The 25,111-nt window shown below is 50.3% G+C and carries 37 protein-coding genes, 1 tRNA gene and 1 pseudogene; 18 read left to right on the plus strand and 21 right to left on the minus strand.

Going from position 1 to position 25,111, the window contains the following annotated elements:
* Positions 1-18 precede the first annotated feature (18 nt).
* The 5 genes from cobN to HK25_RS06745 all read left to right on the plus strand — a co-directional run bounded on the left by cobN (position 19) and on the right by HK25_RS06745 (position 7,856).
* Positions 19-3,510: a cobaltochelatase subunit CobN gene (gene cobN / locus HK25_RS06725; RefSeq protein WP_086635724.1), complete on the plus strand. Its 3,492-nt coding sequence runs from the start codon at positions 19-21 to the stop codon at positions 3,508-3,510.
* Positions 3,507-4,844, plus strand: a complete 1,338-nt coding sequence (locus HK25_RS06730; RefSeq protein ID WP_086635725.1) for a cobyrinate a,c-diamide synthase — start codon at positions 3,507-3,509, stop codon at positions 4,842-4,844. The genes cobN and HK25_RS06730 overlap by 4 nt, the downstream gene beginning before the upstream one ends.
* 156 nt (positions 4,845-5,000) lie before the next feature.
* Complete coding sequence (locus HK25_RS06735) at positions 5,001-5,543, plus strand: histidine phosphatase family protein (protein WP_086555150.1); 543 nt, start codon at positions 5,001-5,003, stop codon at positions 5,541-5,543.
* A 115-nt stretch (positions 5,544-5,658) separates the two neighbouring features.
* On the plus strand, positions 5,659-6,285 hold the full coding sequence (gene cobO / locus HK25_RS06740) for a cob(I)yrinic acid a,c-diamide adenosyltransferase (RefSeq protein ID WP_086555151.1): 627 nt from the start codon (positions 5,659-5,661) through the stop codon (positions 6,283-6,285).
* Positions 6,286-6,299: 14 nt separating this feature from the next.
* Positions 6,300-7,856, plus strand: a complete 1,557-nt coding sequence (locus tag HK25_RS06745; protein WP_086635752.1) for a cobyric acid synthase — start codon at positions 6,300-6,302, stop codon at positions 7,854-7,856.
* A gap of 148 nt (positions 7,857-8,004) precedes the next feature.
* On the opposite strand, the gene HK25_RS06750 is transcribed toward HK25_RS06745, so the two are convergent.
* Positions 8,005-8,394, minus strand: coding sequence for a helix-turn-helix domain-containing protein (locus HK25_RS06750; RefSeq protein WP_255375977.1), 390 nt, complete (start codon positions 8,392-8,394; stop codon positions 8,005-8,007).
* Positions 8,395-8,736: 342 nt separating this feature from the next.
* A complete protein-coding gene (locus HK25_RS06755) occupies positions 8,737-10,953 on the minus strand; it encodes a TonB-dependent receptor (RefSeq protein ID WP_086635726.1) in 2,217 nt (738 codons plus the stop codon).
* 207 nt (positions 10,954-11,160) lie between these two features.
* Here HK25_RS06755 and HK25_RS06760 point away from each other — a divergent pair.
* Positions 11,161-11,236 (plus strand) — tRNA-Glu (locus tag HK25_RS06760).
* 66 nt (positions 11,237-11,302) lie between these two features.
* Here the strand turns inward: HK25_RS06760 and HK25_RS06765 are convergent.
* The 16 genes and pseudogenes from HK25_RS06765 to HK25_RS13490 all read right to left on the minus strand — a co-directional run bounded on the left by HK25_RS06765 (position 11,303) and on the right by HK25_RS13490 (position 18,731).
* On the minus strand, positions 11,303-12,352 hold the full coding sequence (locus tag HK25_RS06765; protein WP_086635727.1) for a site-specific integrase: 1,050 nt from the start codon (positions 12,350-12,352) through the stop codon (positions 11,303-11,305).
* 17 nt (positions 12,353-12,369) lie between these two features.
* Positions 12,370-12,525, minus strand: a pseudogene (locus HK25_RS13550) (helix-turn-helix domain-containing protein); the annotation flags it as partial.
* A complete protein-coding gene (locus HK25_RS06775; RefSeq protein ID WP_086635729.1) occupies positions 12,518-12,814 on the minus strand; it encodes a DUF6378 domain-containing protein in 297 nt (98 codons plus the stop codon). The pseudogene HK25_RS13550 and the gene HK25_RS06775, both read right to left, overlap by 8 nt.
* Positions 12,814-13,122 (minus strand): hypothetical protein, encoded by a 309-nt coding sequence (locus HK25_RS06780; protein WP_143295970.1) that lies wholly within the window; start codon positions 13,120-13,122, stop codon positions 12,814-12,816. Before HK25_RS06780 ends, HK25_RS06775 begins: the two co-directional genes overlap by 1 nt.
* Before the next feature lie 196 nt (positions 13,123-13,318).
* Complete coding sequence (locus HK25_RS06785; protein WP_086635731.1) at positions 13,319-13,621, minus strand: hypothetical protein; 303 nt, start codon at positions 13,619-13,621, stop codon at positions 13,319-13,321.
* Complete coding sequence (locus tag HK25_RS06790; protein ID WP_086635732.1) at positions 13,618-13,983, minus strand: hypothetical protein; 366 nt, start codon at positions 13,981-13,983, stop codon at positions 13,618-13,620. Before HK25_RS06790 ends, HK25_RS06785 begins: the two co-directional genes overlap by 4 nt.
* Positions 13,980-14,387 (minus strand): hypothetical protein, encoded by a 408-nt coding sequence (locus HK25_RS06795; RefSeq protein ID WP_086635733.1) that lies wholly within the window; start codon positions 14,385-14,387, stop codon positions 13,980-13,982. Before HK25_RS06795 ends, HK25_RS06790 begins: the two co-directional genes overlap by 4 nt.
* Before the next feature lies 1 nt (position 14,388).
* Positions 14,389-14,766 carry a hypothetical protein gene (locus tag HK25_RS06800; protein WP_086635734.1) on the minus strand — a complete coding sequence of 126 codons (378 nt, stop codon included), beginning with the start codon at positions 14,764-14,766 and terminating at the stop codon, positions 14,389-14,391.
* A complete protein-coding gene (locus HK25_RS06805) occupies positions 14,763-15,350 on the minus strand; it encodes a 3'-5' exonuclease (RefSeq protein WP_086635735.1) in 588 nt (195 codons plus the stop codon). The genes HK25_RS06800 and HK25_RS06805 overlap by 4 nt, the downstream gene beginning before the upstream one ends.
* Positions 15,347-16,174, minus strand: coding sequence for a recombinase RecT (locus HK25_RS06810; protein ID WP_086635736.1), 828 nt, complete (start codon positions 16,172-16,174; stop codon positions 15,347-15,349). The genes HK25_RS06805 and HK25_RS06810 overlap by 4 nt, the downstream gene beginning before the upstream one ends.
* 1 nt (position 16,175) lies before the next feature.
* Positions 16,176-16,637: a hypothetical protein gene (locus HK25_RS06815; RefSeq protein WP_086635737.1), complete on the minus strand. Its 462-nt coding sequence runs from the start codon at positions 16,635-16,637 to the stop codon at positions 16,176-16,178.
* A complete protein-coding gene (locus tag HK25_RS06820) occupies positions 16,630-16,914 on the minus strand; it encodes a hypothetical protein (protein WP_086635738.1) in 285 nt (94 codons plus the stop codon). The genes HK25_RS06815 and HK25_RS06820 overlap by 8 nt, the downstream gene beginning before the upstream one ends.
* Positions 16,911-17,150: a hypothetical protein gene (locus HK25_RS06825; RefSeq protein WP_143295971.1), complete on the minus strand. Its 240-nt coding sequence runs from the start codon at positions 17,148-17,150 to the stop codon at positions 16,911-16,913. The genes HK25_RS06820 and HK25_RS06825 overlap by 4 nt, the downstream gene beginning before the upstream one ends.
* Positions 17,137-17,424 carry a hypothetical protein gene (locus tag HK25_RS06830; RefSeq protein WP_086635740.1) on the minus strand — a complete coding sequence of 96 codons (288 nt, stop codon included), beginning with the start codon at positions 17,422-17,424 and terminating at the stop codon, positions 17,137-17,139. Before HK25_RS06830 ends, HK25_RS06825 begins: the two co-directional genes overlap by 14 nt.
* An 11-nt stretch (positions 17,425-17,435) precedes the next feature.
* Entirely contained in the window at positions 17,436-18,158 is a 723-nt protein-coding gene (locus HK25_RS06835; protein WP_198945956.1) for a phage antirepressor KilAC domain-containing protein, read from the minus strand.
* Between the two features lie 201 nt (positions 18,159-18,359).
* Entirely contained in the window at positions 18,360-18,731 is a 372-nt protein-coding gene (locus tag HK25_RS13490) for a helix-turn-helix domain-containing protein (RefSeq protein ID WP_086635742.1), read from the minus strand.
* A 90-nt stretch (positions 18,732-18,821) separates the two neighbouring features.
* Between HK25_RS13490 and HK25_RS13555 the strand changes: the two genes are divergently transcribed.
* From HK25_RS13555 to HK25_RS06855, 4 genes are read left to right on the plus strand one after another with little or no spacing between them, the layout of a single operon-like run.
* Positions 18,822-19,040, plus strand: a complete 219-nt coding sequence (locus HK25_RS13555) for a YdaS family helix-turn-helix protein (RefSeq protein ID WP_086635743.1) — start codon at positions 18,822-18,824, stop codon at positions 19,038-19,040.
* Positions 19,037-19,837 carry a P63C domain-containing protein gene (locus HK25_RS13380; protein ID WP_233127732.1) on the plus strand — a complete coding sequence of 267 codons (801 nt, stop codon included), beginning with the start codon at positions 19,037-19,039 and terminating at the stop codon, positions 19,835-19,837. Before HK25_RS13555 ends, HK25_RS13380 begins: the two co-directional genes overlap by 4 nt.
* Positions 19,834-19,977, plus strand: coding sequence for a hypothetical protein (locus tag HK25_RS12945; RefSeq protein ID WP_158092929.1), 144 nt, complete (start codon positions 19,834-19,836; stop codon positions 19,975-19,977). The genes HK25_RS13380 and HK25_RS12945 overlap by 4 nt, the downstream gene beginning before the upstream one ends.
* Positions 19,974-20,168 (plus strand): hypothetical protein, encoded by a 195-nt coding sequence (locus HK25_RS06855; protein ID WP_086635744.1) that lies wholly within the window; start codon positions 19,974-19,976, stop codon positions 20,166-20,168. The genes HK25_RS12945 and HK25_RS06855 overlap by 4 nt, the downstream gene beginning before the upstream one ends.
* Before the next feature lie 2 nt (positions 20,169-20,170).
* Here the strand turns inward: HK25_RS06855 and HK25_RS12795 are convergent, their stop codons facing one another.
* Entirely contained in the window at positions 20,171-20,362 is a 192-nt protein-coding gene (locus HK25_RS12795; protein ID WP_143295972.1) for a hypothetical protein, read from the minus strand.
* Between the two features lie 156 nt (positions 20,363-20,518).
* Between HK25_RS12795 and HK25_RS06860 the strand changes: the two genes are divergently transcribed.
* The 7 genes from HK25_RS06860 to HK25_RS06885 all read left to right on the plus strand — a co-directional run bounded on the left by HK25_RS06860 (position 20,519) and on the right by HK25_RS06885 (position 23,351).
* Positions 20,519-20,749, plus strand: a complete 231-nt coding sequence (locus HK25_RS06860) for a hypothetical protein (protein WP_143295973.1) — start codon at positions 20,519-20,521, stop codon at positions 20,747-20,749.
* Entirely contained in the window at positions 20,731-20,901 is a 171-nt protein-coding gene (locus HK25_RS13240) for a hypothetical protein (RefSeq protein WP_198945957.1), read from the plus strand. Before HK25_RS06860 ends, HK25_RS13240 begins: the two co-directional genes overlap by 19 nt.
* The gene (locus HK25_RS06865) at positions 20,898-21,119 is read left to right on the plus strand and encodes a hypothetical protein (RefSeq protein WP_233127733.1); all 222 of its coding nucleotides are present in this window, start codon (positions 20,898-20,900) and stop codon (positions 21,117-21,119) included. Before HK25_RS13240 ends, HK25_RS06865 begins: the two co-directional genes overlap by 4 nt.
* Positions 21,116-21,382 carry a DUF2312 domain-containing protein gene (locus tag HK25_RS06870; protein ID WP_086635746.1) on the plus strand — a complete coding sequence of 89 codons (267 nt, stop codon included), beginning with the start codon at positions 21,116-21,118 and terminating at the stop codon, positions 21,380-21,382. Before HK25_RS06865 ends, HK25_RS06870 begins: the two co-directional genes overlap by 4 nt.
* A 4-nt stretch (positions 21,383-21,386) precedes the next feature.
* Positions 21,387-21,812 carry a hypothetical protein gene (locus HK25_RS06875; RefSeq protein WP_233127734.1) on the plus strand — a complete coding sequence of 142 codons (426 nt, stop codon included), beginning with the start codon at positions 21,387-21,389 and terminating at the stop codon, positions 21,810-21,812.
* Positions 21,813-22,004: 192 nt separating this feature from the next.
* A complete protein-coding gene (locus HK25_RS06880) occupies positions 22,005-22,847 on the plus strand; it encodes a DUF1376 domain-containing protein (protein ID WP_198945958.1) in 843 nt (280 codons plus the stop codon).
* Between the two features lie 3 nt (positions 22,848-22,850).
* Entirely contained in the window at positions 22,851-23,351 is a 501-nt protein-coding gene (locus tag HK25_RS06885) for a hypothetical protein (RefSeq protein WP_086635747.1), read from the plus strand.
* Positions 23,352-23,622: 271 nt separating this feature from the next.
* Here HK25_RS06885 and HK25_RS06890 read toward each other — a convergent pair whose 3' ends face one another.
* Together HK25_RS06890 and HK25_RS06895 are read right to left on the minus strand one after the other, a co-directional pair.
* Entirely contained in the window at positions 23,623-24,126 is a 504-nt protein-coding gene (locus HK25_RS06890; RefSeq protein WP_086635748.1) for a hypothetical protein, read from the minus strand.
* 51 nt (positions 24,127-24,177) lie between these two features.
* The gene (locus tag HK25_RS06895; RefSeq protein ID WP_086635749.1) at positions 24,178-24,720 is read right to left on the minus strand and encodes a hypothetical protein; all 543 of its coding nucleotides are present in this window, start codon (positions 24,718-24,720) and stop codon (positions 24,178-24,180) included.
* Between the two features lie 131 nt (positions 24,721-24,851).
* On the opposite strand from HK25_RS06895, the gene HK25_RS06900 reads away from it, so the two are divergent.
* Positions 24,852-25,103: a hypothetical protein gene (locus HK25_RS06900; RefSeq protein ID WP_086635750.1), complete on the plus strand. Its 252-nt coding sequence runs from the start codon at positions 24,852-24,854 to the stop codon at positions 25,101-25,103.
* Positions 25,104-25,111: the final 8 nt, after the last annotated feature.

Raw genomic sequence — 25,111 nt, forward strand, 5'->3', positions numbered from 1 at the left:
AAGGCAGGCTGGCACGTTATGCACCTTCTTGTTCGTGAAAACCGCACACTTGATGAACAGGACCAGGCAGAAGATCTGGGGCTTGATCCCGCAGAGCTGATTGTTCTTTCGTTTACTGAGACAGATCTTCTGGGGCTGCGTGACGCGATTACCCGCCGGGCCGCGGAGCATGCCGGGCAGAGCATGCATGCCAGTATACAGGTCGTGCCACTGGCACGCCTGCGGCATCCTATGTCTGTCGATTTATTTATCGATACAACACTGAGCCAGGCGCGTTGTGTGGTTGTGCGCCTGCTTGGGGGGCTTGATTACTGGCGCTATGGTGCCGAGGAGCTTTCGGGCTGGTGCAGGGCAAAGGGCGTGCCACTTGTGTTTTTGCCTGGTGACTGTGTGCATACCCGCCGGAAAGAGGGGGAGGCAGAGGAAGATGATCCTTTGCTGGCCTCTCTGTCCACGATTGATCCGGAGCAGAGAAAACGCCTGATCGGTTTTTTTCGCTATGGCGGGCCACGCAATATGACCTGTGCGCTGGAGGTCATGGAGGCCATTGTCAGGGGCGTGCCTGATGCAGGGCAGGCGCCTGAACCGCTGCCAGACTGGGGCGTTTATCGTACTTTTCCTGCTGCTCCGTCACCGCTTCAGCTGCCGTCTGGCTGGTGTGCTGCCTTGCCGGAGGGAGCAGCAGCCAGAGTTGTCGTGGTGTTTTATCGCGCCCATTTGCTGGTGGGTGACCACAGCGCGCCTGAAGAGCTGGCGCGTCAGTTGTCACAGCATGGTTGTCGTGTCGATATGGTGTTTGTCACATCTTTGCGGGATACAAAAGTAGCCGGCGCGCTTAATGACTGGCTGGCGCAGGTACACCCTGATTGTCTGGTGAATGCTACGGTATTTTCCTCCCGTGACAGGGATGGGCAGTCTCCTCTTCTTTCAGCCGGTGTGCCTGTTATTCAGCTGTTGCAGCCTGGCACAACCCAGGGACTGTGGCAGGCAAGCGCCAGAGGGCTTTCACGTGCTGACCTGGCCATGCAGGTTGTTTTACCTGAGCTTGATGGCAGCATTGCGAGTTTTCCCGTCTCCTTCCGTGAGGAAACTGCGCCTGGTCAGCCTGCATCCCGCCAGATTTATGCTCAGGGTACAGAGCAGGCTGTTGCGCGTATTATGGGCTGGTTACGCCTGCGTTGCCTGCTGCCTGAGCACAGGCAGGTCGGGCTTGTGTTGTCTGACTATCCTGGTGGTGGTGTGCCTGGTGCGCAGGGCTGTGACACAGGTCACACTGCTCATGCCGTCGGGCTTGATAGTTTCGCCAGCCTTTCTTCCATCCTGAGGCTGATGCAGGCTGAGGGGTATGAAACAGGCATACTGCCCACGCAGGCAGAGCTGGTGCAGATGATGACACAACAGGCACCCCGGCCTGTTCTTTCTCTTGATCAGTACAGGCAGCTGACAGAAAAACTGCCGCCGGCCTTTATGCAGAGTGTCTGTGCGGCCTGGGGTGAACCGGAAGATGATTCCGCGGTGCATCAGGGTGTGTTTTATCTGCGTGTTGTGTCATTCGAAGCGATTACACTGGCCGTGCAGCCTGACAGAGGACGCGCGGCTGACCGTAAAGCGCAGTATCACGACCCTGATAGTCCGCCTTGTCATGCTTATATCGCGTTTTATCTGTGGTTACGTGTTTGCCGCCATCTTGATGCCATGGTGCACCTGGGTACACATGGCACACTTGAGTGGCTGCCAGGTAAAGCGGCAGCGCTCTCGCCCTCTTGCTCCTCTGCGGTGCTGACAGGTGGTCTGCCGGTTATTTATCCGTTTATTGTCAATAACCCTGGTGAGGCAGCTGCAGCCAGACGGCGCCTTGGGGCAGTAACAATCGGACATATGACGCCGCCGGTGATGCAGGCTGGTCTGTCAGAAGATATGCAAATCCTGGAAAGGCTGATTGATGAGTATGCTGAGGCTGACGGGCTTGATTTCAGGCGCGGGGCCTTGTTGCGACAGGAAATTCTTGAGCGCGCAACCCGTACCGGGGTCCTGGCAGAGAGTGGCGTACGTCCCGGGGATGAAGACGAAGACGAAGCACTTGCCCGCCTTGATGCCTATTTGTGTGATGTCAAAGATTTGCAGATCCGTGATGGTCTGCATATTTTTGGTCAGCGTGCACCTGGTTATGACACTCTGGTCGATACGATTTCGCAGGCCTGTGGTCAGGGGTATGACCGTGACGATATTGCCCGGCGTGTGGCTTTAAGTGCAGAAGCAGAGGCGAATGCTCTGCGTGATGCGCTGGCAGGGCGCCTTGTGCCGGCGGGGCCGGCTGGGGCGCCAACGCGCGGGCGGGCTGATGTGCTGCCCACCGGGCGAAATCTTTTTACTCTCGACCCGCGTGCCCTGCCCACACCCTCTGCCATGCAGCTTGCTGCAAAAATGGAAAAATTGCTGCTTACCCGTCATTTGCAGGAGCAGGGTGAGTCGCTGACGCATCTGGTTATGGATTTATGGGGGTCTTCTTCTTTGCGTACAGGAGGAGAGGATATGGCTCTGGCCCTGCGTCTGATGGGGGTTGAAATAACCCGTAAAACCGGCACGGGGCATGTGCAGGGGTTTGAAATTATACCACTGGCGGTGCTCGATCGCCCGCGTGTTGATGTTACATTGCGTATATCAGGTTTGTTTCGTGATGCTTTCCCTGATCAGATTGCTTTGTTTGACCAGGTCGTTTCTGCTGTTGCCGCGAGAGATGAGGCCGCTGAGTGGAACCCGCTTGCCGCTTCGGTTAAAGGGCTTGAGGGAGATGCCATGAAGCAGGCAGGTGCCCGTATATTTGGTGCGGCTATGGGGAGCTATGGCACTGGTGTCGAAGCGCATCTGCATAATGGTACATGGGGCAAAGCCGATGAGCTTGGGCAGGCCTGGCTGAAGGGCTCCGCCTGGACATATGGCGGCGGGCGTGATGGCCAGCAGAATATTGAAGGTCTGGCTGCTTTGTTGCAGCGTGCGAATGCTGTTTTGCATGTGCAGGATTACGCTGAAACAGATATGCTCGAAAGCCCTGAAAATGCTGCACATGAGGGCGGACTTGCCGCAGCGGCGGCATCACTCGGGGCGCGGCCGGCATTGTGGCATGGTGATACGTCCCGGCCTGATGCTCCCCGCCTGCGCGCGACTGAACAGGAAGTTGCCCGTATTGTCAGAGGCCGGCTTGCTAACCCGCGCTGGATAGAAGGCATGCAGCGGCACGGATATGCCGGAGCGGCCGAGATGACACGCGGGGTCGAGGCATTGCACGGTTTTGCAGCAACGGTGCCGGCACGCTTTGACAGACAGTTTGACCTGGTCTTTGCCCGGACTTTAGGTGATGAGAGTTGCAGTGCCTTTTTACAAAAGGTTAACCCTGCTGCGTGGGAGGCTATGCGAGCATGGTTTACGTCAGCCATGCAGCGTGGATTGTGGCACCCCCGCTCTAATAGTGTTGCTGCCGCGCTCGAGGGTTCAGGAGAAAGTTCCATATGACAGTACGTGCCCTCATGGTGGCTGCTCCACGTTCAGGAGGGGGTAAAACAACACTGACAGTTGCTCTGCTGGCGGCTTTTAAGCGCAGAGGGTTGCGGGTGAGTGCGATTAAAACAGGTCCTGATTATATCGACCCTGCTTTTCATGCGGCTATTACGGGCCGGTATGGCCTCAACATTGACAGCTGGTGTATGCCTCCTGATTTACAGGCCTGCCTGCTGCAGGCAGCAGGACATGACGCTGATCTGGTTATTGTTGAATCAGCTATGGGGTTGTTTGACGGTCTGACCGGGCCGGAGGGCGCACGTGGCTCCCCTTCAGATATCGCAGCACGTTTTGGTATTCCTGTTTTGCTGGTGCTTGATGTGTCAGGGCAGGGGCAGTCTGTCGGGCCGATTGCTAAAGGCTTTGCTTCATGGCGCCCCGATGTGACAATTGCCGGTGTTGTTCTTAATCGTGTGGCATCGCCGCGTCATGTCAGGCTGACGACAGGCGCGATCGAGGCCGCTGGTCTGGCAGCATGTGGTGCGCTGATGCGTCAGGCTGGTCAATCATTACCAGAGAGGCACCTTGGGCTGGTGCAGGCGCGTGAGCATGGTGCCCTGACAGACTGGATTGAAAAACTGGCAGATAAAGCGGAGCAGGAGCTGGATCTTGATTCTGTGCTGGCTCTGGTTGCCCCGGTGGCTGCAATGCCTGTGACTGCTGAATTGACACGGCATGCTGTTTTATCGCCGCCAGGGCAGCGTATTGCTGTGGCGGAGGATGATGCATTTTCTTTTCTCTACGGTCATCTGGCCATGTTCTGGCGTCAGGCAGGGGCAGAGCTGGTGCCTTTTTCGCCGCTGGCAGATGAAGCACCTGATGAGAGCTGTGACGTATGCTGGCTGCCTGGAGGATACCCCGAGCTGCATGCCGGAGGACTTGCGCAGGCCAGACATTTTATAAGTGGCCTTCAGCATTTTTCTCGCACCCGCCCGGTGCATGGTGAATGCGGTGGTTATATGGTGCTGGGGCAATGCCTTGAAGATGCAGAAGGAAAAAAGCACGCTATGTCTGGTTTGCTTGCGCACAGTACATCATTTGCACGGCGCAAATTAAATCTTGGGTATCGGGAGGCAACATTGCGGGCAGACACGGTGCTTGGCAAAGCTGGCAGCCGTTTGCGAGGGCATGAATTCCATTATGCTTCTGTGCTGGATGCGGGAGAGGATGCCCCGCTGGCTGATCTGGTAGCAGGCGATGGCACACCACTTGGTGCATGCGGAGGCAGGCGAGGTCTGGTGTCCGGATCATTTTTTCATGTGCTGGCCTGCAATGACACGGCTTTCTGATGATCGGCTCTGCATGATATGATGCTAGCATAGACCGCACATCCGGCTGGTTGTTATGATCGTGGCAGAATGAAGTGTGTCTGTAGCAGAAAAGCAGATCATTTTTATTCTGACACAGAGGTTGTAGCAGGCAGGAAAATCCTGAGGAGAAAGAGTGTGCAGCGTTTTTCTGTGTTACTGGCCCGGCATGCCCCCGTTATGGTCGCAGAGGGTATGTGCTATGGTCGTCAGGAGGTGCCTCTGCGCCCCGGCTGGGAGAGGCTGACTGCTGGTTTGTCTGTGCTGGCTCAGGGGGCTTCGTGTCAGGTGGTATACAGCTCACCCGCGGCCCGATGCCGTGATATGGCTGAGAAGCTCGTCAAAACTACCTGTATGGAGCTGCGCATTGACCCGCGTCTGGCTGAACTGGATTTTGGTGAGTGGGAAGGACAGTGCTGGAGCGAGATCAGCCGTATACAGCTGGATGCATGGGCCGCTGATCCGGCAGGTTTTGCACCCCCCGGGGGCGAGAGCGGGTTATCCCTGATGCAGCGCATAACCGCAGTCTGGCAGGATATTAAAGAAAGTGGTGTTTCATCATGCATTTTATCCCACGGTGGCCCTTTGCGTCTGCTGACCGGACTGGCTGCGGGAGAAAAGCCACAACTGCTTTCGCCATCTATACCACAGGGCTTTGCAAGGTTGTTCAGTGTGATTTAACGATGTATAGTCCTTGAAATCTATAAATTTCCGGGAAAAGAGTATTTATGAGTAATCTTTCTTTTTCTGTTGTTTCAGAAAATATTTTATTAAATAAATAAGATCAGGATTTACTATGACTCAGACGCTTTCGTCTTCATTGCAGGGTGCAGAGGCACATCACCGTGAAAAAATGCGTAAGCGTAAAGAGGTTCAGGACCGTGAGGTAGCGTCAAAAACTCTCGAAAAAGGGTTGCTGATGGTGCATACCGGGCCGGGTAAAGGTAAATCAACGGCAGCGTTTGGTATGGCTTTGCGGACACTGGGTTACGGGCGCCGTGTTGCTGTTGTGCAGTTTATTAAAGGCGCCTGGGATACGGGAGAGAGGCGTGCTCTTGAACGTTTCGATCCCCTTGTTTCCTGGCATGCGCCGGGTGAAGGATTTACCTGGGAGACGCAGGATAAGGCACGTGACATTGCAGCCTGCGAAGAAGCCTGGCGTTTTGCGGCTGATGCGCTTGCTAACGCTGATGTCGGGCTCGTTGTGCTTGATGAGCTGAATATTGCCCTGCGTTATGAGTATCTCTCTTTGCCTCATATTCTTGATGTGCTGAAGGCGCGGCCGGAGGGGCAGCATGTCGTGATAACGGGGCGCAATGCCAAACCTGAACTGACCGAGGCTGCGGACCTGGTGACCGAAATGACTCTTGTTAAACATCACTTTCGCAGTGGCGTAAAAGCTCAGAAGGGAGTGGAGTTTTGACAGCGCGTGTTCTGATGATTCAGGGAACAGGGTCAGGGGTTGGAAAATCAACATTACTGGCTGGTCTGGCACGGGCTTTTACCCGCCGTGGGCTGAAAGTTTTGCCCTTTAAACCGCAAAATATGTCGAATAATGCAGCCGTGACGGCAGATGGCGGAGAAATAGGGCGGGCGCAGGCCCTTCAGGCGCTGGCGTGCGGTGTTCAGCCCGAAGTGGATATGAACCCGGTTTTGCTCAAGCCTCAGGGGGAGACAGGCGCGCAGCTTGTTGTGCATGGGCATGTGCTTGAAACAGTAGAAGCGCGTCAGTATCAGTCCCGTAAAGACCGGCTGATGCCTGAGGTGCTGAAAAGCTTTTGGAAGCTGGCAGCGCAGGCTGATCTTGTCCTGGTTGAAGGTGCAGGATCTGCATCCGAAGTGAATTTGCGGATAACTGATATTGCCAATATGGGTTTTGCGCAGGCCGTGCAGGCGCCGGTTGTTCTGGTTGGCGATATAGACAGGGGAGGCGTAATTGCAAGCCTCGTGGGGACACAGGTTGTGATTGCTCCGGAGGATGCTGCGCTAATTAAAGGCTTTATTGTCAATAAAATGCGCGGAGATACTTCGCTGTTTTATGACGGCATGGAAGTCATTTGCGGGCACACAGGCTGGGCCGCTCTCGGGCTTGTACCTGATCTGCCTGCTGTGCGTTATCTGCCTGCTGAAGATGCTTCTGATCTGAATACGGATCAGAGCAGAGAGGATATCCACACTGAGGAAGGCGGTGGAGAGGGTTATACTGTTCCCCGTTTAAGAGTGGTTGTGCCTTTGCTCCCTCTTATTGCAAATTTTGATGATCTGGATCCTCTGCGTGCAGAGCCTGCTGTTGATCTGATAATGGTCAGACCAGGGACACGTTTGCCTGAGTGTGATCTCGTAATTTTGCCCGGTTCTAAAGGGAGTTTGTCTGACCTTATGGTGTTCCGTTCAGAGGGCTGGGAGCATGATTTGCAGGACCATCTCGCCCGTGGCGGGCATGTGATGGGTATTTGTGGCGGGTATCAGATGCTGGGCCACCATATTGCCGATCCGAAAGGCGTTGAGGGGGATGTTGAGACAGTTGCAGGGCTGGGGCTGCTTGATGTGGAAACAGTGCTGACAGAATCTAAACATCTTGTTGAGAAAAAAGGTATTGTGAGTGGTATGCAGGCCAGCGTCTCGGGCTACGAGATGCATCTGGGTGAAACAGATGGTGCTGGTTGTCGTCGTCCTTTGCTTGAGCTTGACGGACAGCCTGAAGGAGCCGTTTCAGCCAGCGGACAGGTTTATGGTACTTATCTTCATGGTATTTTTGGTAGCAGAGATGGCCGCATGGCGCTTTTATCACGTGCCGGAGGCGCAGATTTTACGCCAGGTGGTTTTTGGTATGAACAGGAAGATGGTTTTCAGAAAATAGCGCATCATGACATGATAGTCGAAGATGCTCTGAATAGTCTGGCGGACCATCTGGAACATTTTATTGACCTTGATGCATTGCTTGACCTGGCTTCGTACCCGGTTACGGCACTGCAGAATAGAAATTTTTCTTAAATTCTATGTGAAAACAGCCGAAATCTGCCTCTTTCAGAGAGGGGTAAGTAAATCGGCTGTATATATCGCAAGTGTAATTTTTTATTGTTATAATACTGGATGTTGCGGCTTAAATATAATGTCATAATCCTGACTGGTGTATTATTTTTCAGGCCAGCTTTTCCAGGTTTTTCTGTTGCGTCTTAACCTGTCTTTCCAGCCATTTCTGAGCAGATACTTTGCGTGATGCATCAAGCATACGGTACAGACCAATCATGTCATGCTCATCAGGAGAGACAACAAGCGGAATGTCGATCTGCGTATGGCCGGTTAAAAAAATCTCCGGGTCAACACCAAAAAGTTCAGCAAGTTTGGGAATATGTTTGCGAGCACTGCCTTCCCGTCCGGTTTCCCAGAAAGCGATAGCAGGGCGGGATACACCAAGGGAATCTGCAACCTGCTGCTGTGTCATGCCTGAAGCTTTGCGAAGAATTTTCATTCTCTGGCCGAGGTCATTCCCAGGTGAGATGATCTGTTGTTTAATATCTTGATTATTCACGGTTTTTTCTGCTTTATTTCGTTTATGAAAAATGTTTACAGGCTTTTTTCGCTGGCGTTTTTTACAGCGGGCTAGAATGTGTCATATAATTCTATTTAATACAAGCTTATGATTTCTTTTAATTTTCTGGCCGTGTTAAGAAAATAATAAAAATAATATTTTTAATTTTAATATGTATTTATACTTATATAAATTTTTGGTTTTTTACTTATATTCATTATTATTTTTATTTAAATTATTATTTTTATTTGTTTTTTATTATATCTGTATTTATATATTGTAAATATTTGTGTTTGTTTTTGAAAAATAAAAAACAAACACAAATAAACGTTCTTTTATATTTTAGAAGTTTTGAGAAATTCCTGTAAGAATAGTACGGCGCAGACCATATTGAGGTGCGCCAACGCCAATGCCACTCCCGTCGCGCAGCATATAGGTTTTGTCAAACAGATTTAAAACATCAAGCCTTATCTGCGTATTGCCTGCAAACCGGTAGCCAAACAGGTTTTTAAGTGTTTGCACGGCTGAGAAATTAAAAGTGACATATTGTGGCAAAGAAACACCGTTCGGTACAGTTGCTCCGTCAGCTCTTAACCCGCTTCCATATACCATGCTTGAGCTAAGCAGCAGAGGGTGCCAGCCGTGACTGAAGAAAGTGTATGAAGCACCGGCAGACGCTGTCCAGCGCTGGTCATGATCCAGATGAATCCAGCGGCTGCGTATATAGGCAAGGTCATCAGGGTCAAAATTAAACTGGGCGCTGGTAATGTCTTTGCCAATGGCGCGTGACCATGCAAAATTACCATAAAGAGACAGTGCGCCTCTGGTATAGGAGGTGCTGACCTCGTAGCCGTTGACCTGTCCGCGGCGATAGTTAAAGCTGCTCAGAATAATAGGCGCACCAAACTGCCCGTCATCAATCAGATTATGTGCTATTTTATAGTAAGCATCAAATGAAATGCGCCAGCCTGGCAGAATAGTTTGTTGAAATCCTGCATCGAAATAATGGTCTCGCTCAGCTTTGACGGCATTATTCAGGATGCCAGGTGAGGCACCACTGGTTCCGGCAAATTTCTCAACAGAGAGGGAGCTGACATTTTCAGCCGGCGGGGGGGTGAAGTAGCGTGAATACCCGGCATGGAGTACACCGCCGCGCCATGGTTTCCATACAATGTTCAGGCGCGGGCTGAATTGTGTCGCACTCGAATAAAAACTCATGCCATCAAAACGCATACCGTAATTGATAGTCAGATTTTTAAGAGGGGTCCATTCATCCTGAAGATACAGGCCATACTGAATGCCTGTTTTGCCACTGCCATCATAAATGGTGGAAGGAGAGGAGGAGTAAACAGGGCTTCCGTCAGCATCTGTTCGGGTTGCTCTGAATACTTTAGAATCTGTTTTTGAAACTGAACGGCCTGCAAAAATCTGAAAGCCGAAGCGTATGGTGTGCTGAGGAGCGGCATGCCAGGTCACATCATGCTGCGTGCCGCTGTTGAAAACAGAGCGTGCTGCTCGCTGAGAAATACCATTAAATACGAGGTCTCCCAGCGGATCAGGAGAATAACGCAGGCTGCTGTAACTTGTGAATGCTGAACTTTGCAGAGAAAAAGCACCAATATCTTTTTGTAAAGAGAGAATGGCGAAGTCAGTTATCTCTTTCTGGTGTTCATCCAGGTTGCTGCTGTCTGTGCTGCCGCGTAACTGTGAGGCGAGGTTACTGCTGCTATAGTCCGGGTTGGCAAACTGGGTTTGCTGGCCGGGGTTGTTGGGGAGCTGGTATTCAGCGTTTGATACCCCGGCAATAAGGCTGATACGTGTTGTGCTGTCAGGCGTGTATCTCAGGTGTCCCAGAAAATGATACTGGTTGGTCAGATCATGGATCGCGTTGAAGGAGCGTGTGGTGTTTTCAATACCAACCCGGTTATGCACGAAGTCAGCCGTCGCGAAGTAATCCCACTTTCCTGAATGACCACCATATTGCACGGAGGGGAAGAAATAGTCACGCGCGCCGCCATAAATGGAAACATTACCGCCTGAGTTTGTTCTGCCGTTTTTCGTTGTAATGTCGATCACCCCGGCCTGGTTAAAGCCAAATTCACTGGGGAGAGCGCCTGTAGTCAGTGACATGTTATTTGCAAAGCGGGTCATCAGTGTCTGTCCAAAGACACTCAGACCTTCGGGTAGCTGTACGCCGTCCAGTCTGAACTGAACGGAGTTATGGTCGCCGCGTACGTGAATCTGACCATAGCTGTCCTGTGCAACGCCCGGTGCCTGCAACAAGACCTGGTTGAGTGGTGCGTTATCGCCACCAGGAATGGTTTCCAGTGCTTTGCGGCTGAACTTATAAACAGTTGCGCCGGTGTCGGGCTGTAGTTCAGAGCGTGCCTGGTCAAGGTGAGCCGTAACAGTAACATACTCAGAGTGTTGATCTTGACTGATTTTTTTTGTTACAGTCTCAGGCTTTTTTCTTGTTTTCTTACATGTTTTTTGTGTTTCGCAGAGTGGGTGAAGAGAAGGTGTCAGCTGTGCAGGCTGACTTTTTGCGGCGCCTGTCATCCACAGGATGTCAGTCGTTATGAGCAGGCAGGAATACAAAAGCGCGGATTTCCGCATGCCAGAAACACTTTCAGTTTTATAAAGAGTTGAGATACATAACCGACTAAAGAATGTTATGTTATAACATATTGTTTAAAGGGGCAAATTTTTATCATCATTTGCCTCTTGCCTTTTTGTGGGTGCTCTTTTAAATCAGAGCTGCCTTTAGTCCCGTTCGTCTAGGGGCCCAGGACACCGCCCTCTCACGGCGGCAACACGGGTTCGAATCCCGTACGGGACGCCATTGATTTTGTTGGGTTTTCTATATTCCTAAAATTCTCATAAGTGTTCATCTGAACATTTAGAGGCATTAGAAGTCTAACGTCCCCGCGATCCCTTTCAGGTATTCTGGGTCAAATTTCCGGTAAACCCTTCTTAGGGTCACTGGGTCTGTAGCAAGCCAATCTGCGGCTTGATCTATCGGCACCCTATCCATTGCAAACCATGATGCAATGCTGTGCTTGAGGATGTGGGGTGTTGGCACCCACGTCAGGCCAGCCCGCTGGCAAAGGCGCTTGAACGACCAGCGAAGCCCAAAGGGGACGGGCTTGCCGTTGAAATGGACAACATACTCACCATCCCGCATGCGGAATGCTGTCTCCAGCACCTCCCTTAGCGTGCGGCTCATAGGGACAATTGATCGCCTCTTTGATGTGAGCTTTCTTCCGGGCTCTTGGAAGTCGATCATGCCCGTTGCGAAATTTACGCGATCCCATGTGAGTGCCAAAATCGACCCTTTGCGCGCCCCGGTGAACATAGCCAGAGCGGTAAATGTCTTCACGTGAGGTGTTTCACATGCGGCCAATAACCTCTTAGCTTCCTCTTTGGTGAGGTATTTGTCGCGTGGAGCGCTGTCTCTTGGCGCTTCGATTGTTGGTGGCCGCGCGAGCTTGCCATCCTTCCACGCTTGCCTCAGGGCCGCCCGCAGGACATTAAATTCCCGCCTCAGCGTTCCATCGGAAACGAGAACGAGCTTATGCTCTTTATCTGGGTGGCTGCGCGGGTTTCGCTTCTTAAAGCGCCCCTTGGCATAAGCGTCCCATTGATCCTGATTGACTTGATCAACGCGCAGATGGCCGATGTTCTCCGATAGCCTCAGTGAGGCCTCGACCATTCTGCCGAGCGCCTCAACCTTTCCTGTGCGGACGGAAACATATCGCTCCAGTGCATCCCGCAGAATATAATCCGTCCCTTTTGCCTCAAGCGCCTTATTGAAGTCGATCAGAGCGCGTCGAGCGCGCTCCTCATCCGAGCTGCCTGTAGAGCTTCTTTTGCGCTTTCCGTTTTCATCAAACCATACGATGCACCATTTCTCTCGGTAGAGTTCGAGGAATGGTTTCTTTGGTCTTTCGCGGGGCATAGGTACCTGTTCAGATATTCAGAGATTGCGCTCTCTGTGATGCGGATGGATCTTGAAAATCGGTAAACGGAAATTTCACCCTCCCTTATTGCCTTTCGGACTGTCTGGGGGTGCATGCTCATAATCTGAGCTGCTTCCGTTACTGTTAAAAGCCTGTCGAGAACCTCACCCATGCCGACCCTCCTTTTTCAGTAATTCTGAAGCAATAGCCGCATACCCGCACATATCAACAGCATGGCTTTCGTCACCAGTTTCGGTAATACCTTCCAGAAATCTAACCATTTTCAAATCTGCCATCATCAGAGCGACCTGGTGCGGTTTGATTTCAGTGCCTACGGTCAGAGACCAGCGTTTTGCAATGTGCTCAAATGACCTTTCAGGCGCACCGTTTTTTGTTTGCCTTCTACCTGACACGATAGCTTTGGCCTGGTCGAGAATATCCGCAGCGTTTCGGTCTATCATCACGCACCTTCTTTCAGGGCTGCATCGATATAATCTACCAATGTTTCAACAGGATTAGCCCATACAGTGCAGACGATGCTTTTTGCGTTCAGATCCGAGGTTATCGCGTCACGCACCACAACAAGTGCTTCTCGCAAGCGCACCATCTCCTCATCACGCGCGATATCAATAGACCTCCAGCTTACTTCGTCTGCCGCTGAGAGAATTTCTGTCGCCCATTGCGGAATAGTTCTCATCGGATATGCAGTCGCGGGGTCTTTAAGCCTTCTGAGAGCCCGTGCAGCCGCTTCTATTCTAGGGTCAGTCATGGGTAATCCTCATCAATTTTTCTGCTTGTCCAGCGAATTATTATAGTTGGTGTAACTATATACTCTTTATCGCATGAACCGCATGTCATTTCAGTTTCATCATCTTCGGCGTGACTTATTTCGTAGGTATCGGTCTGTGTATGCCCACAATGTGGACACGTAGGAAAACTGCACAATACAGCGTCTATATCTCCCATCACCCCACCTCCCGCGCTGCGTCTATGGCAGCGCGTAAGTCATAACTTGATGCAAGTTTATCGCCCATGCAGTCGTTGACTACTCGCAAAGGCCTATCACCTAAGCCGTGGTTTTCGAACTGGCACTGGTTATTAGCGACCCAATCCAGCCGCTCACTATCTTTCCCGATCTCATCCCGCACCCTCTGTTCTGCTTCGGCAAGCCATTGCTCAATAATTTCGGCATCAGGGGCGTCGTTCGATATTCCAAGAGTGCCGCAAAAATCCTCTATGTCGGCCATTTGCTCTTTTCTGGTTCTCATGGGGCGTCTCCTAGGTTACGGATTTGTGCAGCCACTCCATTGCAGGCTAAATATTCAAAATCATGCCCTGATTTTTCATAAGCGTCCTCGCAGAGTTTCGCACACCGTTCCCTTTCCTCTCTCCTCACTTCCTTGATTTGATCTGGAGTTAAAACCGGGCCGATATATGAGTGAGATGCGGTATCTTCTGTTATTTCAGGAATAGTCCAGTAATATCTCTGACTTTTGTCCCACCAAAGTTCGCTTTCATGATTCCAAAAAAGTAAGAATGGAGAATAAATATTCACTACATGCCATCCATCACGATCAGGAAACATGGGAAAGCCAGGACGTGCAGGATCAGGCCAGTTGTTTGTGGTCATGGCGCACCTCCTTTCAGAGCTTTTATTTCAGAGCGAATTACTTCAAGAGCCTGACGCTTCATTTCTCTGGCTGGTATTCTCCTGCCATCGTCATCCTCATCCTCATCCTCATCAGAAAGCGCATCAATACCAAGTTCAATCTCTGCGAGGGCTTCCTGTAATCTCGCAATCTTTACGTCTCGTTCAGCTAGTATGGTAAGTGCTTCTGAAAGAAGAACTGTTTCGGGAAATTCAGAGCAGACACGATCTATTGCCTCATCCCATCCGTAACCCATTGCTTCGTAACGATTATGTATGCCGCGATCTTCAAGCCCGCATCCCATTCCCTGCTCATGGTAATCAGGGGCATAATCTGAATAATTAACTACCTCAAATTCGCTATCAATAGTTTTCAGTTCGCTCATATCACTCACCCTCCAGCACTTCACGAAAGTGGATTAATCTGACGCATCTATTCGCTTCACGAATAACTTCAGCTTTTTCTTTTGTATTCATCGGGACGCCGAGTAGATCTCCATTTTCAAATTGAGGGAGCCACACTTCACGCAGTACACGAACCTCACGCGCGTTCATGAGGTCATAGTTCCTTGACATTGTCTTTGTAACACCATCCGACCCAGCAATGACAATCAGCTCCATATCGCCATCTTGAGCTAAGCCAACGATAGGCGGTATTCCTTTCCGATCCGTACAGAGAATCCGAACTGATTTACCGTCTCTCGTACAAAACGGCCCCTCATGCTCTGGCGTATATGGTCCGATAATCTCAAGTTTCGTGGTCATGCGGCGGCTCCTGAAGACTTCAGATGAAAAAATAAACGAGCGCATGCCCGAACATCAACAAGAGCGTCATGTGCTCCCTCAAGCTTTTCTCCGAAAAAGTGCTCTATACACTCCTCGAGTTTTGGTGCTTTTGGCTTATTAATACCGGCTCTGACCATCCGGGGTGTTGGTGGCAAATCAACAATCGGAGCTGATACCTCCATCGTGTCACAGGCAGGTTTATCAAATACCCAGCCACGCTTCAGGCGGCTGAACATAATTCGTATAATTTGCCGGTCGAACTGTTCATTATGAGCAACGACAAGATCCGCTTTATGAAGAAGGTCATAAAAGGCTGTTGCAACAACGGCCTCTCTGATTCCTATTTTCTTTGCTGTTTCTGTAGTGATGCCATGCACAGCTGCTGCACCAGCAGGGATAGTCCAGCCGTCAGGATGAACAACAAGATTAATACATGACTGCTCAACGCCTTTATCATCTGTAAGAATTGCCGCAAGCTGAACGCAACGTGGCTGCTTAGGATCATCCAGACTACAATATTTGTCCGGAAGGCCGGTGGTTTCTGTATCGTAAAAAAGAATCATGCCACCACCTCTTCAATCTGTTCTTCTGCTACCTGCTCTGAAAACTCCGAGCGTTTATCGCCAATCATATCAAACACGGTTGACTGAATTTCAGGCGCAATCGGCCGCCCGGCTTCTTCTGCCTTCTGAATGGTTGACTCCCATATTGACCATTCATGATCAACGCCACTCGCGTGCACACACTTATCCAGACGGCCAGAGAAAATCTTTATGTAGTCAACAGGGGCCTGTATCTGCTTTGCAGGAGCACGTTCCGGAGTAGTGTCCTCACTCCTAATGCTTTCGGATGGAATATCCTGCGCTTCCTCAGCGGTTATCAAGCCGCGCAAAACATCAGGAAAAGCATCACGCAACGCAAAGCCACGGGCGCGCATCTGGAGCATGCGGGACGGGTATTGTTTCCATGGTCCGGTCTTACCCCACAATCCGGCACTCTTCGCATCCTGAATACTAAATCTGGATGTGACAGGAGATTTTCCTTTTCGTTTTGCAACGCAAATAGCGACCATATTATCGCCATCACCTTCTATGCTCTCAATGACATCATCACAGACCGCAGAGGCTTTTACGAGGCCAAGCAAAGCATCGCCCCATATACTCGGGCGCCCATTAATTACAGCAATATTCTGCAAAGACTGAAGCGGTGCCAGACCAAGCTCTGATCCCATCTGCACAGCAATGAATACAGCATCTGGCTTATTAATGTATTGCGTTGGCACCATGCCACTTTTTGACGCGATCTGAGCAAATCTCTGGAGCTGATCAAAGCTCGTGATTTGAATCGCTGTAGAGTTACTTCCTTGTGTTACCAGTGTTCCGCTCATCTCACACATCCTTCCTAGCACTCACACGGAGAACCGGAGCACCACCATTCGATAAGCTAACGCCAGGTAAAGAACCTTTACGGGCCAGCTTGTTTAATTCGGTTCTGTTGAGCTTGTCTGGCTGGGGTTCCCACAACTCGGGATGCAGGATCTTGAGCGCAGACTCATCCGTTATCGTCGCGGTCTGAGGAGATCTGGCTAAACTACCGACCCACACATCAGACTGCATAGCAACAACACCATCCTCCTGCATTTGCCCGCCAAGTTTTTCACGCAGTATTTCAGCTGCACGCTTAGTATGCTTTGTAAGGCTCTCAAGAGTTCCGATCAGATCCAGCGTATCATTGTCTGTTCGTGCATTTTCTGAACGAATAGAAAGCATCGTTTTATTTATTGCCGACAAATCAGCTTTGAGGTGGTCTGCGTAAACCTGATTGACAGCAGTTAACATAGGATCAGACACAGCTCACGCCCCCAACGTAATCACGCACTTCCCTGCGCAGGTCAGGATTTTTCCTGAACAGGTCACGAACCTCCTGACGAAGGTTATGCAGCTCGTTAAAATTGCGCTGCACACTTCTGAGATTTAGCGTGCTGAAATCTGCCATTGAGCAAAATGAGTCCAGCAGACTATCTGTGCCCCGCTGAAAATCCTGCAGCTCACCTTCAAGTAAAAGCTGCGTACATTTAACCAGGCGCTGCATACGCTCAACGCACTCAATTGCCTGCTTGAGGCTCATGACAACACCCCGCGTCCGATATCAAAAAATACTGAAATTATCGACAACAATGCGGCGATCAGATCACCTGTTACGGCCTCTCCGGTCTCTGTGAACATCATCCACAGGGTTATGCAGAGCATAAATGCAATACCGAACAATGCCTGCACCAGTTCATTATCAGCGGCGCGACAGAACGCATTGACAACACAGCCAGCTATCCAGCCAGCCATTGCGCGAAAATTATGCGAGTTCACAGGCATTCTCCCGTGCGAGTTCATGGATTTTCTCAACATCATCGCGCTCTATTTCCTGAGCGAGTGCTTCCAGATCAGGAGCGACTGCGAGGACAGCCAGATCCCCGTTACATTCCAGCTTGCGCGTCAGGCCTGCGATCTTCTGAGAGGCCTCTCGCAAAATGCTGACGATCATTGCAATCGTAGCGTTATCTCGTGTCGGCGATACATTGTGCCGGATAGGTGCATAGATCGGGCTGCCCGGTACTGATCGTATATTGTCAGGGTAGTTCATGGCCCATCTCCTCAGTGAAGCTGTAAGCGAACAGCAAGGCGCGCCATTCCACGTGGTGTGACAAACACCTGCTGGGTGCTGGTTTCTTCACCTGATGAATTTTTAAATGTTGTGTATTTCATCTCGACATATCCGCGGTCTATTGCGCCGGAATATGCTTTCCAGATGCCGCGTCCGTCTCTGTAGATCCACTTAACTTCACGAAGAAGCTCAATACCCCGCGTAGAGCCGATTTTTAGTTCCTTACCAACTTCACGAAGGTTCGTGCGACCTTTTGAGTTAGCCAGGCGTTCAAAGCCTTCCACCTTCGGTGCAGCTTCTGCTTTCTCCGCTTCAAGAGCGAGAACCTTTTCGGTATAGGTCAGCAGCGTACCACGAAGAAAAGCTGGATCGTTAAGCTGATCTACTGCTGGCGCAGCATGAACCTTGCCCGTTACCAGCACATCGAAAGCCCTGATTACCTGAAGGTGAAATGCCGGGCTGATCCACATTGCGTAAGCGTAGACCAGTTCTTTGCAGGCGAATGTTCCGCCATTTCTGCCTTCGATTGTTTTAACTGCTACCTGAGTAGCAGTTTCAATTTCAGATATAAGTTCCTGTGTTGGGCCAGCAGAAAGCCAGTTACCGGGGCGCTTACTTGCTTTAGTCCCAGAAGCCTTATGACAATCATTCAGGCAGTAACGACCTTCATCGTCCTGACGAATGGAGTTTCCAAGAATTAAAAGTGAGGACACAAACCCATCTCCTTTCGGTTGATGAGGTATTGTTAGATTATCCAACATATAGCAGTCAACATAAAAGTTGGCATAACCAACATTTTTGTCCCGAAAAATTACATTTCAATGATTGTCGTAACTTAACAATGTTGACGTTCACCTTTTGTTCTCATAATCTTTTAAATGTTCCGGGAGGTTGGATTCGTGCAAAAACAAAAATTAAGCTGCGTTTTTGGCGATAATCTGAGCCCGCAAGAGAACCATGAGAGACCGGCGCTCTTCCTCGCCTATAGTGCGCCAGAGATGAAGGAGGACTCGCTCCTCTTCATTATGCGCGACATTATCAGGATAAGTAGAAAGATCAGCGCAGTCCCCAAGAAGATAATCTGATGAGAACCCGTAGAAGTTCGCAAGGGCTCGCATGGTGTCTCTGCCTGGCGCGTCATGGTCGCCCTCATAAGCAGCCAGCGAGCTTCTTTTGATTCCTACTGCATCAGCCACCTCAGCTTGGGTGACACGTCGACCTTCCGACTTCCCCTTTTCTGATCGAGCCAGCTTTAAACGTTGTCCAACAGTGCTTGTTTCTTTCATTAAATCACTAAACCACAGGTTATAAAGTCGAGTGATGGTTTATCCAACATTTTCCTTGCTAAATAATGTTGGATAAACTAACCTTATGCTATGTCGATTGTTGATATAGCCATTGAGGCAGCTGGCGGCGCTTCCGAACTAGGTAAGAAGTGCGGTCTGCACAGAACATCCGTCTTATTTTGGCGGAAATTAGGACAGATCCCCATTAAGCGGATCGAAGCTGTTGAAAACGCAACAGGGATCCCAAGGGAAGCATTGCGCCCCGACATCTTCACCAGAAAACCAGTAAAAACGAGGGGTAAGAAATGACCACTCAAATTATGCCGTTTCATATTGAGAAGCAGTCTGATGGAGAATTGCGCATCAGTGACATCGAGTTGGCTGGGAAGCTCGGGTATAAAGAGGTGAAAGCATTTCGTAGAATAATAAGAACGCATGAGAAAAAACTCAATAAAATCAGCCAAGTGCTTTCGGAGCACTTGGTGAATCACCAGGGAGGAGGACGCGACGGAAAGCGTTTCTGGCTTACTGAAGCTCAGGCTCTTTTTATGATAAGCCGCTCTGACACTGAAGTTGCTACCGATATTATGGTGGCAGTTTCTGTTTCCTTCGTTGAAATGCGCAAGCGTTTCACCAATACGGCTCCAGCTCTCACAAAAGAGCTGCTGGCAATGAACATACTCTCTCCTGAGGTCAGAGTGTGGGAGAAGAAATTCGAACCGCCATTCTTTGAAAAACTGCATCGTGTTCTTGGGGTTCGTCCTTCTCATCGCAATAATCACCCAAACTGTGGAAAGTTTATCAACAAATACGTTTATGAGTTCCTGTTTGGTGACCTTGGGCTTGAGATAATACGCGACGCCAACCCGTCCAACACTGAATACCATCGTGCTTTCAAGCATCACCAGATGCTGAAACCAGAGCATGATGAGCCATTCAGAACGCACATAAAAATGCTGACTGCCCTGTTGTCTGTTGCTCAAAGCCAGAAGCATTTCAATGACATATTCAATACGGCATTTCCTAAGAAACAAACCCAGATAGGCATGATGTTCAACGAAATATCGCAGCGGGTTTCCTCTCCTGCTCTGGAGCATGTTCTATGACAATCACCCTGGAGAAAACTTCTGCAGGGCGTCCTCGGTCCTGGACCCGTAATGAGGATATCGCGCTGGCATGGTCCATTTACCGCAACCAATCTATGGCTGGCGTGTTGCGCGAAATTGGTCGGAGTGCAACACGATGATCGTCACCCGGCAGAAAACAATCCCATGCGGGTTTAAGGCTGCGTTTTCTAAGCCAGATTATGCCCGCGAATGGACAGCGTTTGGCAATCAGAAGCGCAATCCTGATCATCTGATAAATCAAGCCTCCCTCGACCCTGATATTCTCGTGGTTCGTCAGGATGGCATGCAGACGATTTATCTGAGGCCCTGAGGTCACGAAATGCTGTCCACACCCAGCAACTGCGCCACCTGCACCAGTAATTTCCTACGTTCCTCAAGCGTAGCAAACGGGTGCAGGAACGACCACAACTCGGCGGTATCAACCAGAGAATGTGCCAGAAATGGCGTGCCGATTAATGTGTTCGGATCAGCGCAGTCGTATGAGTGTGGATCAGTATCACACAAGGTTTGTCTCCGTATTCGTTCTCACAAAACAGAATATGGAGGAAAACAATGTGGAATAATCGGGCAATTCCTGCCCTTAAACAGTCAAAAAGTGACCGAAAGTTTCCGCAAATGATGGGCGCGATTAATACGCCTGTCCGTGACCGGCTCTTAAACATGATCAGACGTGAGTTTGAGCCTCTCCGATTTGCCGCTGAAATGCTGGCCCGATCGGCGATGAAAACGCCACGGGCGGCCCGAAACTGGCTGTCAGGCACGAATGCCCCAGATGCTGAGGCACTCATTGAACTGATGGCTTCATCTGACTCTATCGCAGCCGAGGTAAATGCCCTCGTGCAGCAGCGCCGCAAAGAGCGCGAAGGAGAGAAATGCCGTGGATTAAACTAAGGCTATGCCGTTTTGCATGGTTTAAAACGCATAGCGGACCTCCACCCTCAGTGCATGTAACATGGGTTCATGTTTCATGGTTTGACTGGGATATCTGGCAGGACAAAATGGAACGTGCGCTTCGTGCAGCGCGGGAAGAACTGAAGAAATGACTCCATTCCCTGTTGAAGAAATACGCGAACGGCTGGCTGATGCTGTCGAAATGGCAGGAGGTCAGCGTGCGCTTTCTCGTAAAATCAGCATACCGCAGCCAGTGATATCAAAAGTGTTATCAGGCGCGACTGAAACAATACCTGAAAGCTTAATTAACGCCCTTGGATATATCGTGCTGCCCATGTGTGTGCCGGCCCGAAAAGGAATGAACCGATGAGTGATATTGGCCACAACAGCGAAGCCACGACCGGCGGGATTGCAGCTGATCGTCTGCGTAGTATCATAGAAAGAATTGAGAGGCTGGAAGAAGAGCGCAAGGCTCTTTCAGGCGATATTAAGGATATTTTCACAGAGGCAAAATCCGCTGGCTTTGATGTGAAGGTGGTGCGCCAGATCATCCGCCTCCGCAAGCAGGAACCGGCAGAGGTGGAGGAGCAGGAAACTCTGCTCGATATCTACAGACGCGCTTTGGGGATGTGATGATATGGCTCGCATCATCTCCTTCACACTCCCTGCGCCATACCCTCTGCTTAATCACTCGATTGGGCAGAGCAGGTTTGCTCTTACTAATATGCGCCGAAGCATGGCCAGATCAGTTGCAGCCGCCACGGCAGGTCAGAGACTGTCAGAGCCAATGCAGCGGGCGCACGTAACGATTGAGCGTCACTCAGTAGGGCAGCCAGATCATGACGGCGTGGTTGGTGGGGCAAAGTTTCTCATCGACTGCCTAACAACCCCGCGCCTGCTCAATGTGCGTAAACCCGGGGCGCGTCAGCGTGTCCGTAACAAGCGTGGTCTCGGCTTCATCCTGGACGATAGCCCTAAGCATATCACGCTCGATATTCAGCACGTCAAAAGCAGACTCTGCGACCAGAAAACCGTCGTGACGATCAGGGAGGTTACAGAGTGAAAAATACCACTGAAAACATGGATTTTCCGCACGTTTCACCGTACCCATACGAAACGGCATGCTCTAAAACGACGAAAGCCGCCGGTGCTAGAACACCAGGCAGCTTTCTGACCAATGCTTGAGGAGGCAAGTAATGGCTGATGTCATTTCTATCAGAAAAAATACGAAATTACCAGGCGAAGGATGCCTGCTATGAGCAAAACCAAGACGTGGATGCCTGTGTATATCGGCGATTATTTAGCCGACACAATGCGACTTTCTACGCAACAACACGGTGCATATTTTTTGATTATGATGGAGTATTGGAGGCAAGGTCCATTGCCCGACGACATGGACGAGCTTGCTTCTATTGTCAGAGCTGATCGCAAGACGTGGGACAAGTCTATCTGGCCGACAATAAAACGCTTCTTTTTCAAGGGTGAAGACGGTTTTTGGCATCAAAAACGCATTGATAAAGAACTTGAGCATGCGCAAGCTGTAAGCAACAAAAGAAGAGACGCAGTCCTACAAAGACGTGACAGAAGCTCTACAAAAGAGCAACAAAACACATACAAAAGTTCTACAAATGAAGGTACAAATGTACCTGATTTGAACATACAAAACGCTTACAAAGAGGGTGATACGTGCGCGTCACGCGCGTCCGCGTCACCTTCACCTTCACATAGTTATACATCCTCACTACGTTCGGATGGCGCGGCGATGCCGCCCCGAGACGTTTCAGCACCCGGCGAACCCATTGCTCCTGAGCCGTCACCGGATGTGAGAACGCAGCTCTTCAGCGAGGGGCTGCGCAGGCTGAGGGGAATAACCGGGCAGTCCGAGGGGAAGTCGCGCGCCCTGATTGGCCGATGGCTCAAAGCGAAACACGACGATGCCAGCGAAGTTCTGCGAGCCATCAGGGAGGCGGCTGACCTGCGGCCCTCGGATCCGGTTGCGTGGATGGAGGCAGCAATGCGACCGAAGCCCAGGGCCATGACCCGAGACGAACAGGTTCGGGCAACCTGGGGCAATATCGAAATCATACCGGGAACCTGACCGATGAGCACCGTTGCAAAAATTCAAAACGCTAACTCCGCCCTGGTTGCAGCAATGCCGGCTCCTTCAGCCAGTCTCGATGCGATGCTGTGGGCCATGCGCTCAGGCATCCCGACGATTGCCCGCGACCTCACCAGCGAGCGTGTGCAGGAAGCCCGCGCTATCGTTGCCGCCGGATGCGGACCGGCAGACCCTCGCGTTGTGCTCTCATGGCTGACAAACCTCGCCGCAACCATCGTCAACGCTCCGGTTTTCGAGAACGCGCCGGAGAAGGTCAGCGCCATTCTGGAGGTCTGCGAGGATCTGCCCGCCGGTGTCTGGACGCGCGAAACCCGTCTGGCATGGGTGCGTCAGGGCGAGCGGGGTAAATTCTGGCCAGCCCCCGCCGAGCTGTATGCGCATCTCAGGCCGTATGCCGATCGCATCACGCGCCAGTTCGAAGGCTGCCAGCGAATTGTGAGGATGGCAGAGCAGCAGATGCGCACTAAGAGCCGCGAGGTTTAGCAGAGAGCGCGATGAAACGTGCGGGACTATACATCGCACATAAAAGCACAAAAAACGCATGTGCGATTAAATATGAAGGAGTTAAAAATGACTGACAGCACCCCTCATCACGAACAAATTTTCATAGTTGATCGTTACTGGACAGAGTTTGGTAACAGAGGACTAACCTTGTATGTGTCCGCCAAGCCAGAATTTATCCCATCCGGCGACTTTGTCGGGATATTGAGCAACAGTCCCCGCATTGAAGTCACCTTCAGGGAATTAGGCATCATTAACCGACAAAGAGTTTTTCAAGCCATTGGAAGCCATGTGGAAGGGCAGCAATCCCCGCCTTCGTCGCTTCCGTTAAGGCCGCTTGTAACACGACAGTAGGACATTTCGAAATTGCCTCTTTTAACTTGCTTTTTGCTTCTTCTGTCGCATCGGATTGCTCAGCCTTAGCAATCAGCAACGCTCTGAACTGGTCTTCATCAAATTTGACCGTCAGGGTTCTTTTCTCAGCGGTTAACCCGCCATCTGCCGAAAGCCAATCAAGTCCCTGCGTTGTGATACGAACCGGCTCCGCCCAATGCCAGTGCATATCATAGTGCTGTTCCAGATATGCAGGCTGACAAAGCCCGTGGTCAGCAAGATACTTTATATCACTGAACACCTCTTTAGGTATGCTGCCGTCAGGGTTCTTGGGCCCCTCTGATATTGGATATCCTTTATGCGCTTCGATATCGGCAATCCACGTCAACAATTCTTTTAGACGCTGTTTACTCGGTGCAATCATACGACTCCTCCTTCCTTACGAAGCATGCCCGTACGGCGGACGGTTGGGGAGTCAGAAGGGGATTCCAGCGTCAGACCTATCCACCAATAAATCTTCATCTTTGTAAGAAGCTTCCCACGATTGATCGGATAGTCCGGAATTGCGCAATATCTCTTTCATAACTCGTGCGCAGCGTAGGCGATCAGAAGATTTGCATTCACGCCATATTTTTAACAAATCTTCAATTTTTGGCCACAAAACATCAATGTTTTCTCTCTTTAGATAGAGTAAATTATTGGTGGAAGAAAAATAATTCCAATGTATTTTTATAAAATCTAGTAATTCATCTTCATCGAATGTTGGGTTTGTATCAGAATCCATAGCTAAGCGGATAGATCTAACTCCATCGCATACGTCCCAATAGTGAAGCCAGTTCTTATTATCTCCAGTATAAGTAATTTCCGCAGCATCTGTCACGGCACGCTCGATTACCTTTGTAATTGTCTGCCCCTTTAGGCGCGCGACAAATTCCAGAGCAAAGCGCATTTTGGGATCAAGCCGTATTGTTAGGCTTTCAGACTTTTGATTTTTTTTTCGTTTTGCTTGCGTTGTCATTTTTTATCCCCGGCAATAGCCGATAACTACACGCACAAAAAAATAAGTGCAAATAACTATTGCCATAACAATTTCAATGAAGCATAAAAGTAATGCACAATCAGTGCATGAACATAAAAAGAGTTACGTAAATGCCCAAAATTAAACCACTGCAAGAAAAGGCTTACGACATATACAAAGAGGCTCGGCGTAAAGAAGCGAAAGAACGCCTGGTTATCGTGATGCCTGTTACGGAAGTTATGAAAATTGATGCTTGGGGCGTTCCGAATGGAATGGAAAGCCGAACATCTGCTATCCGCCACCTACTTGATTTTGCATTAAAAACAAAAAAGGCATCAGACATCGCCCTAGGAAAGCAGTCTGATGCCTCTGACAGTGAATAGGAAAACAC

The sequence above is a fragment of the Acetobacter sp. DsW_059 genome (genome assembly GCF_002153695.1).
Classification (GTDB): Bacteria; Pseudomonadota; Alphaproteobacteria; order Acetobacterales; family Acetobacteraceae; genus Acetobacter; species Acetobacter thailandicus.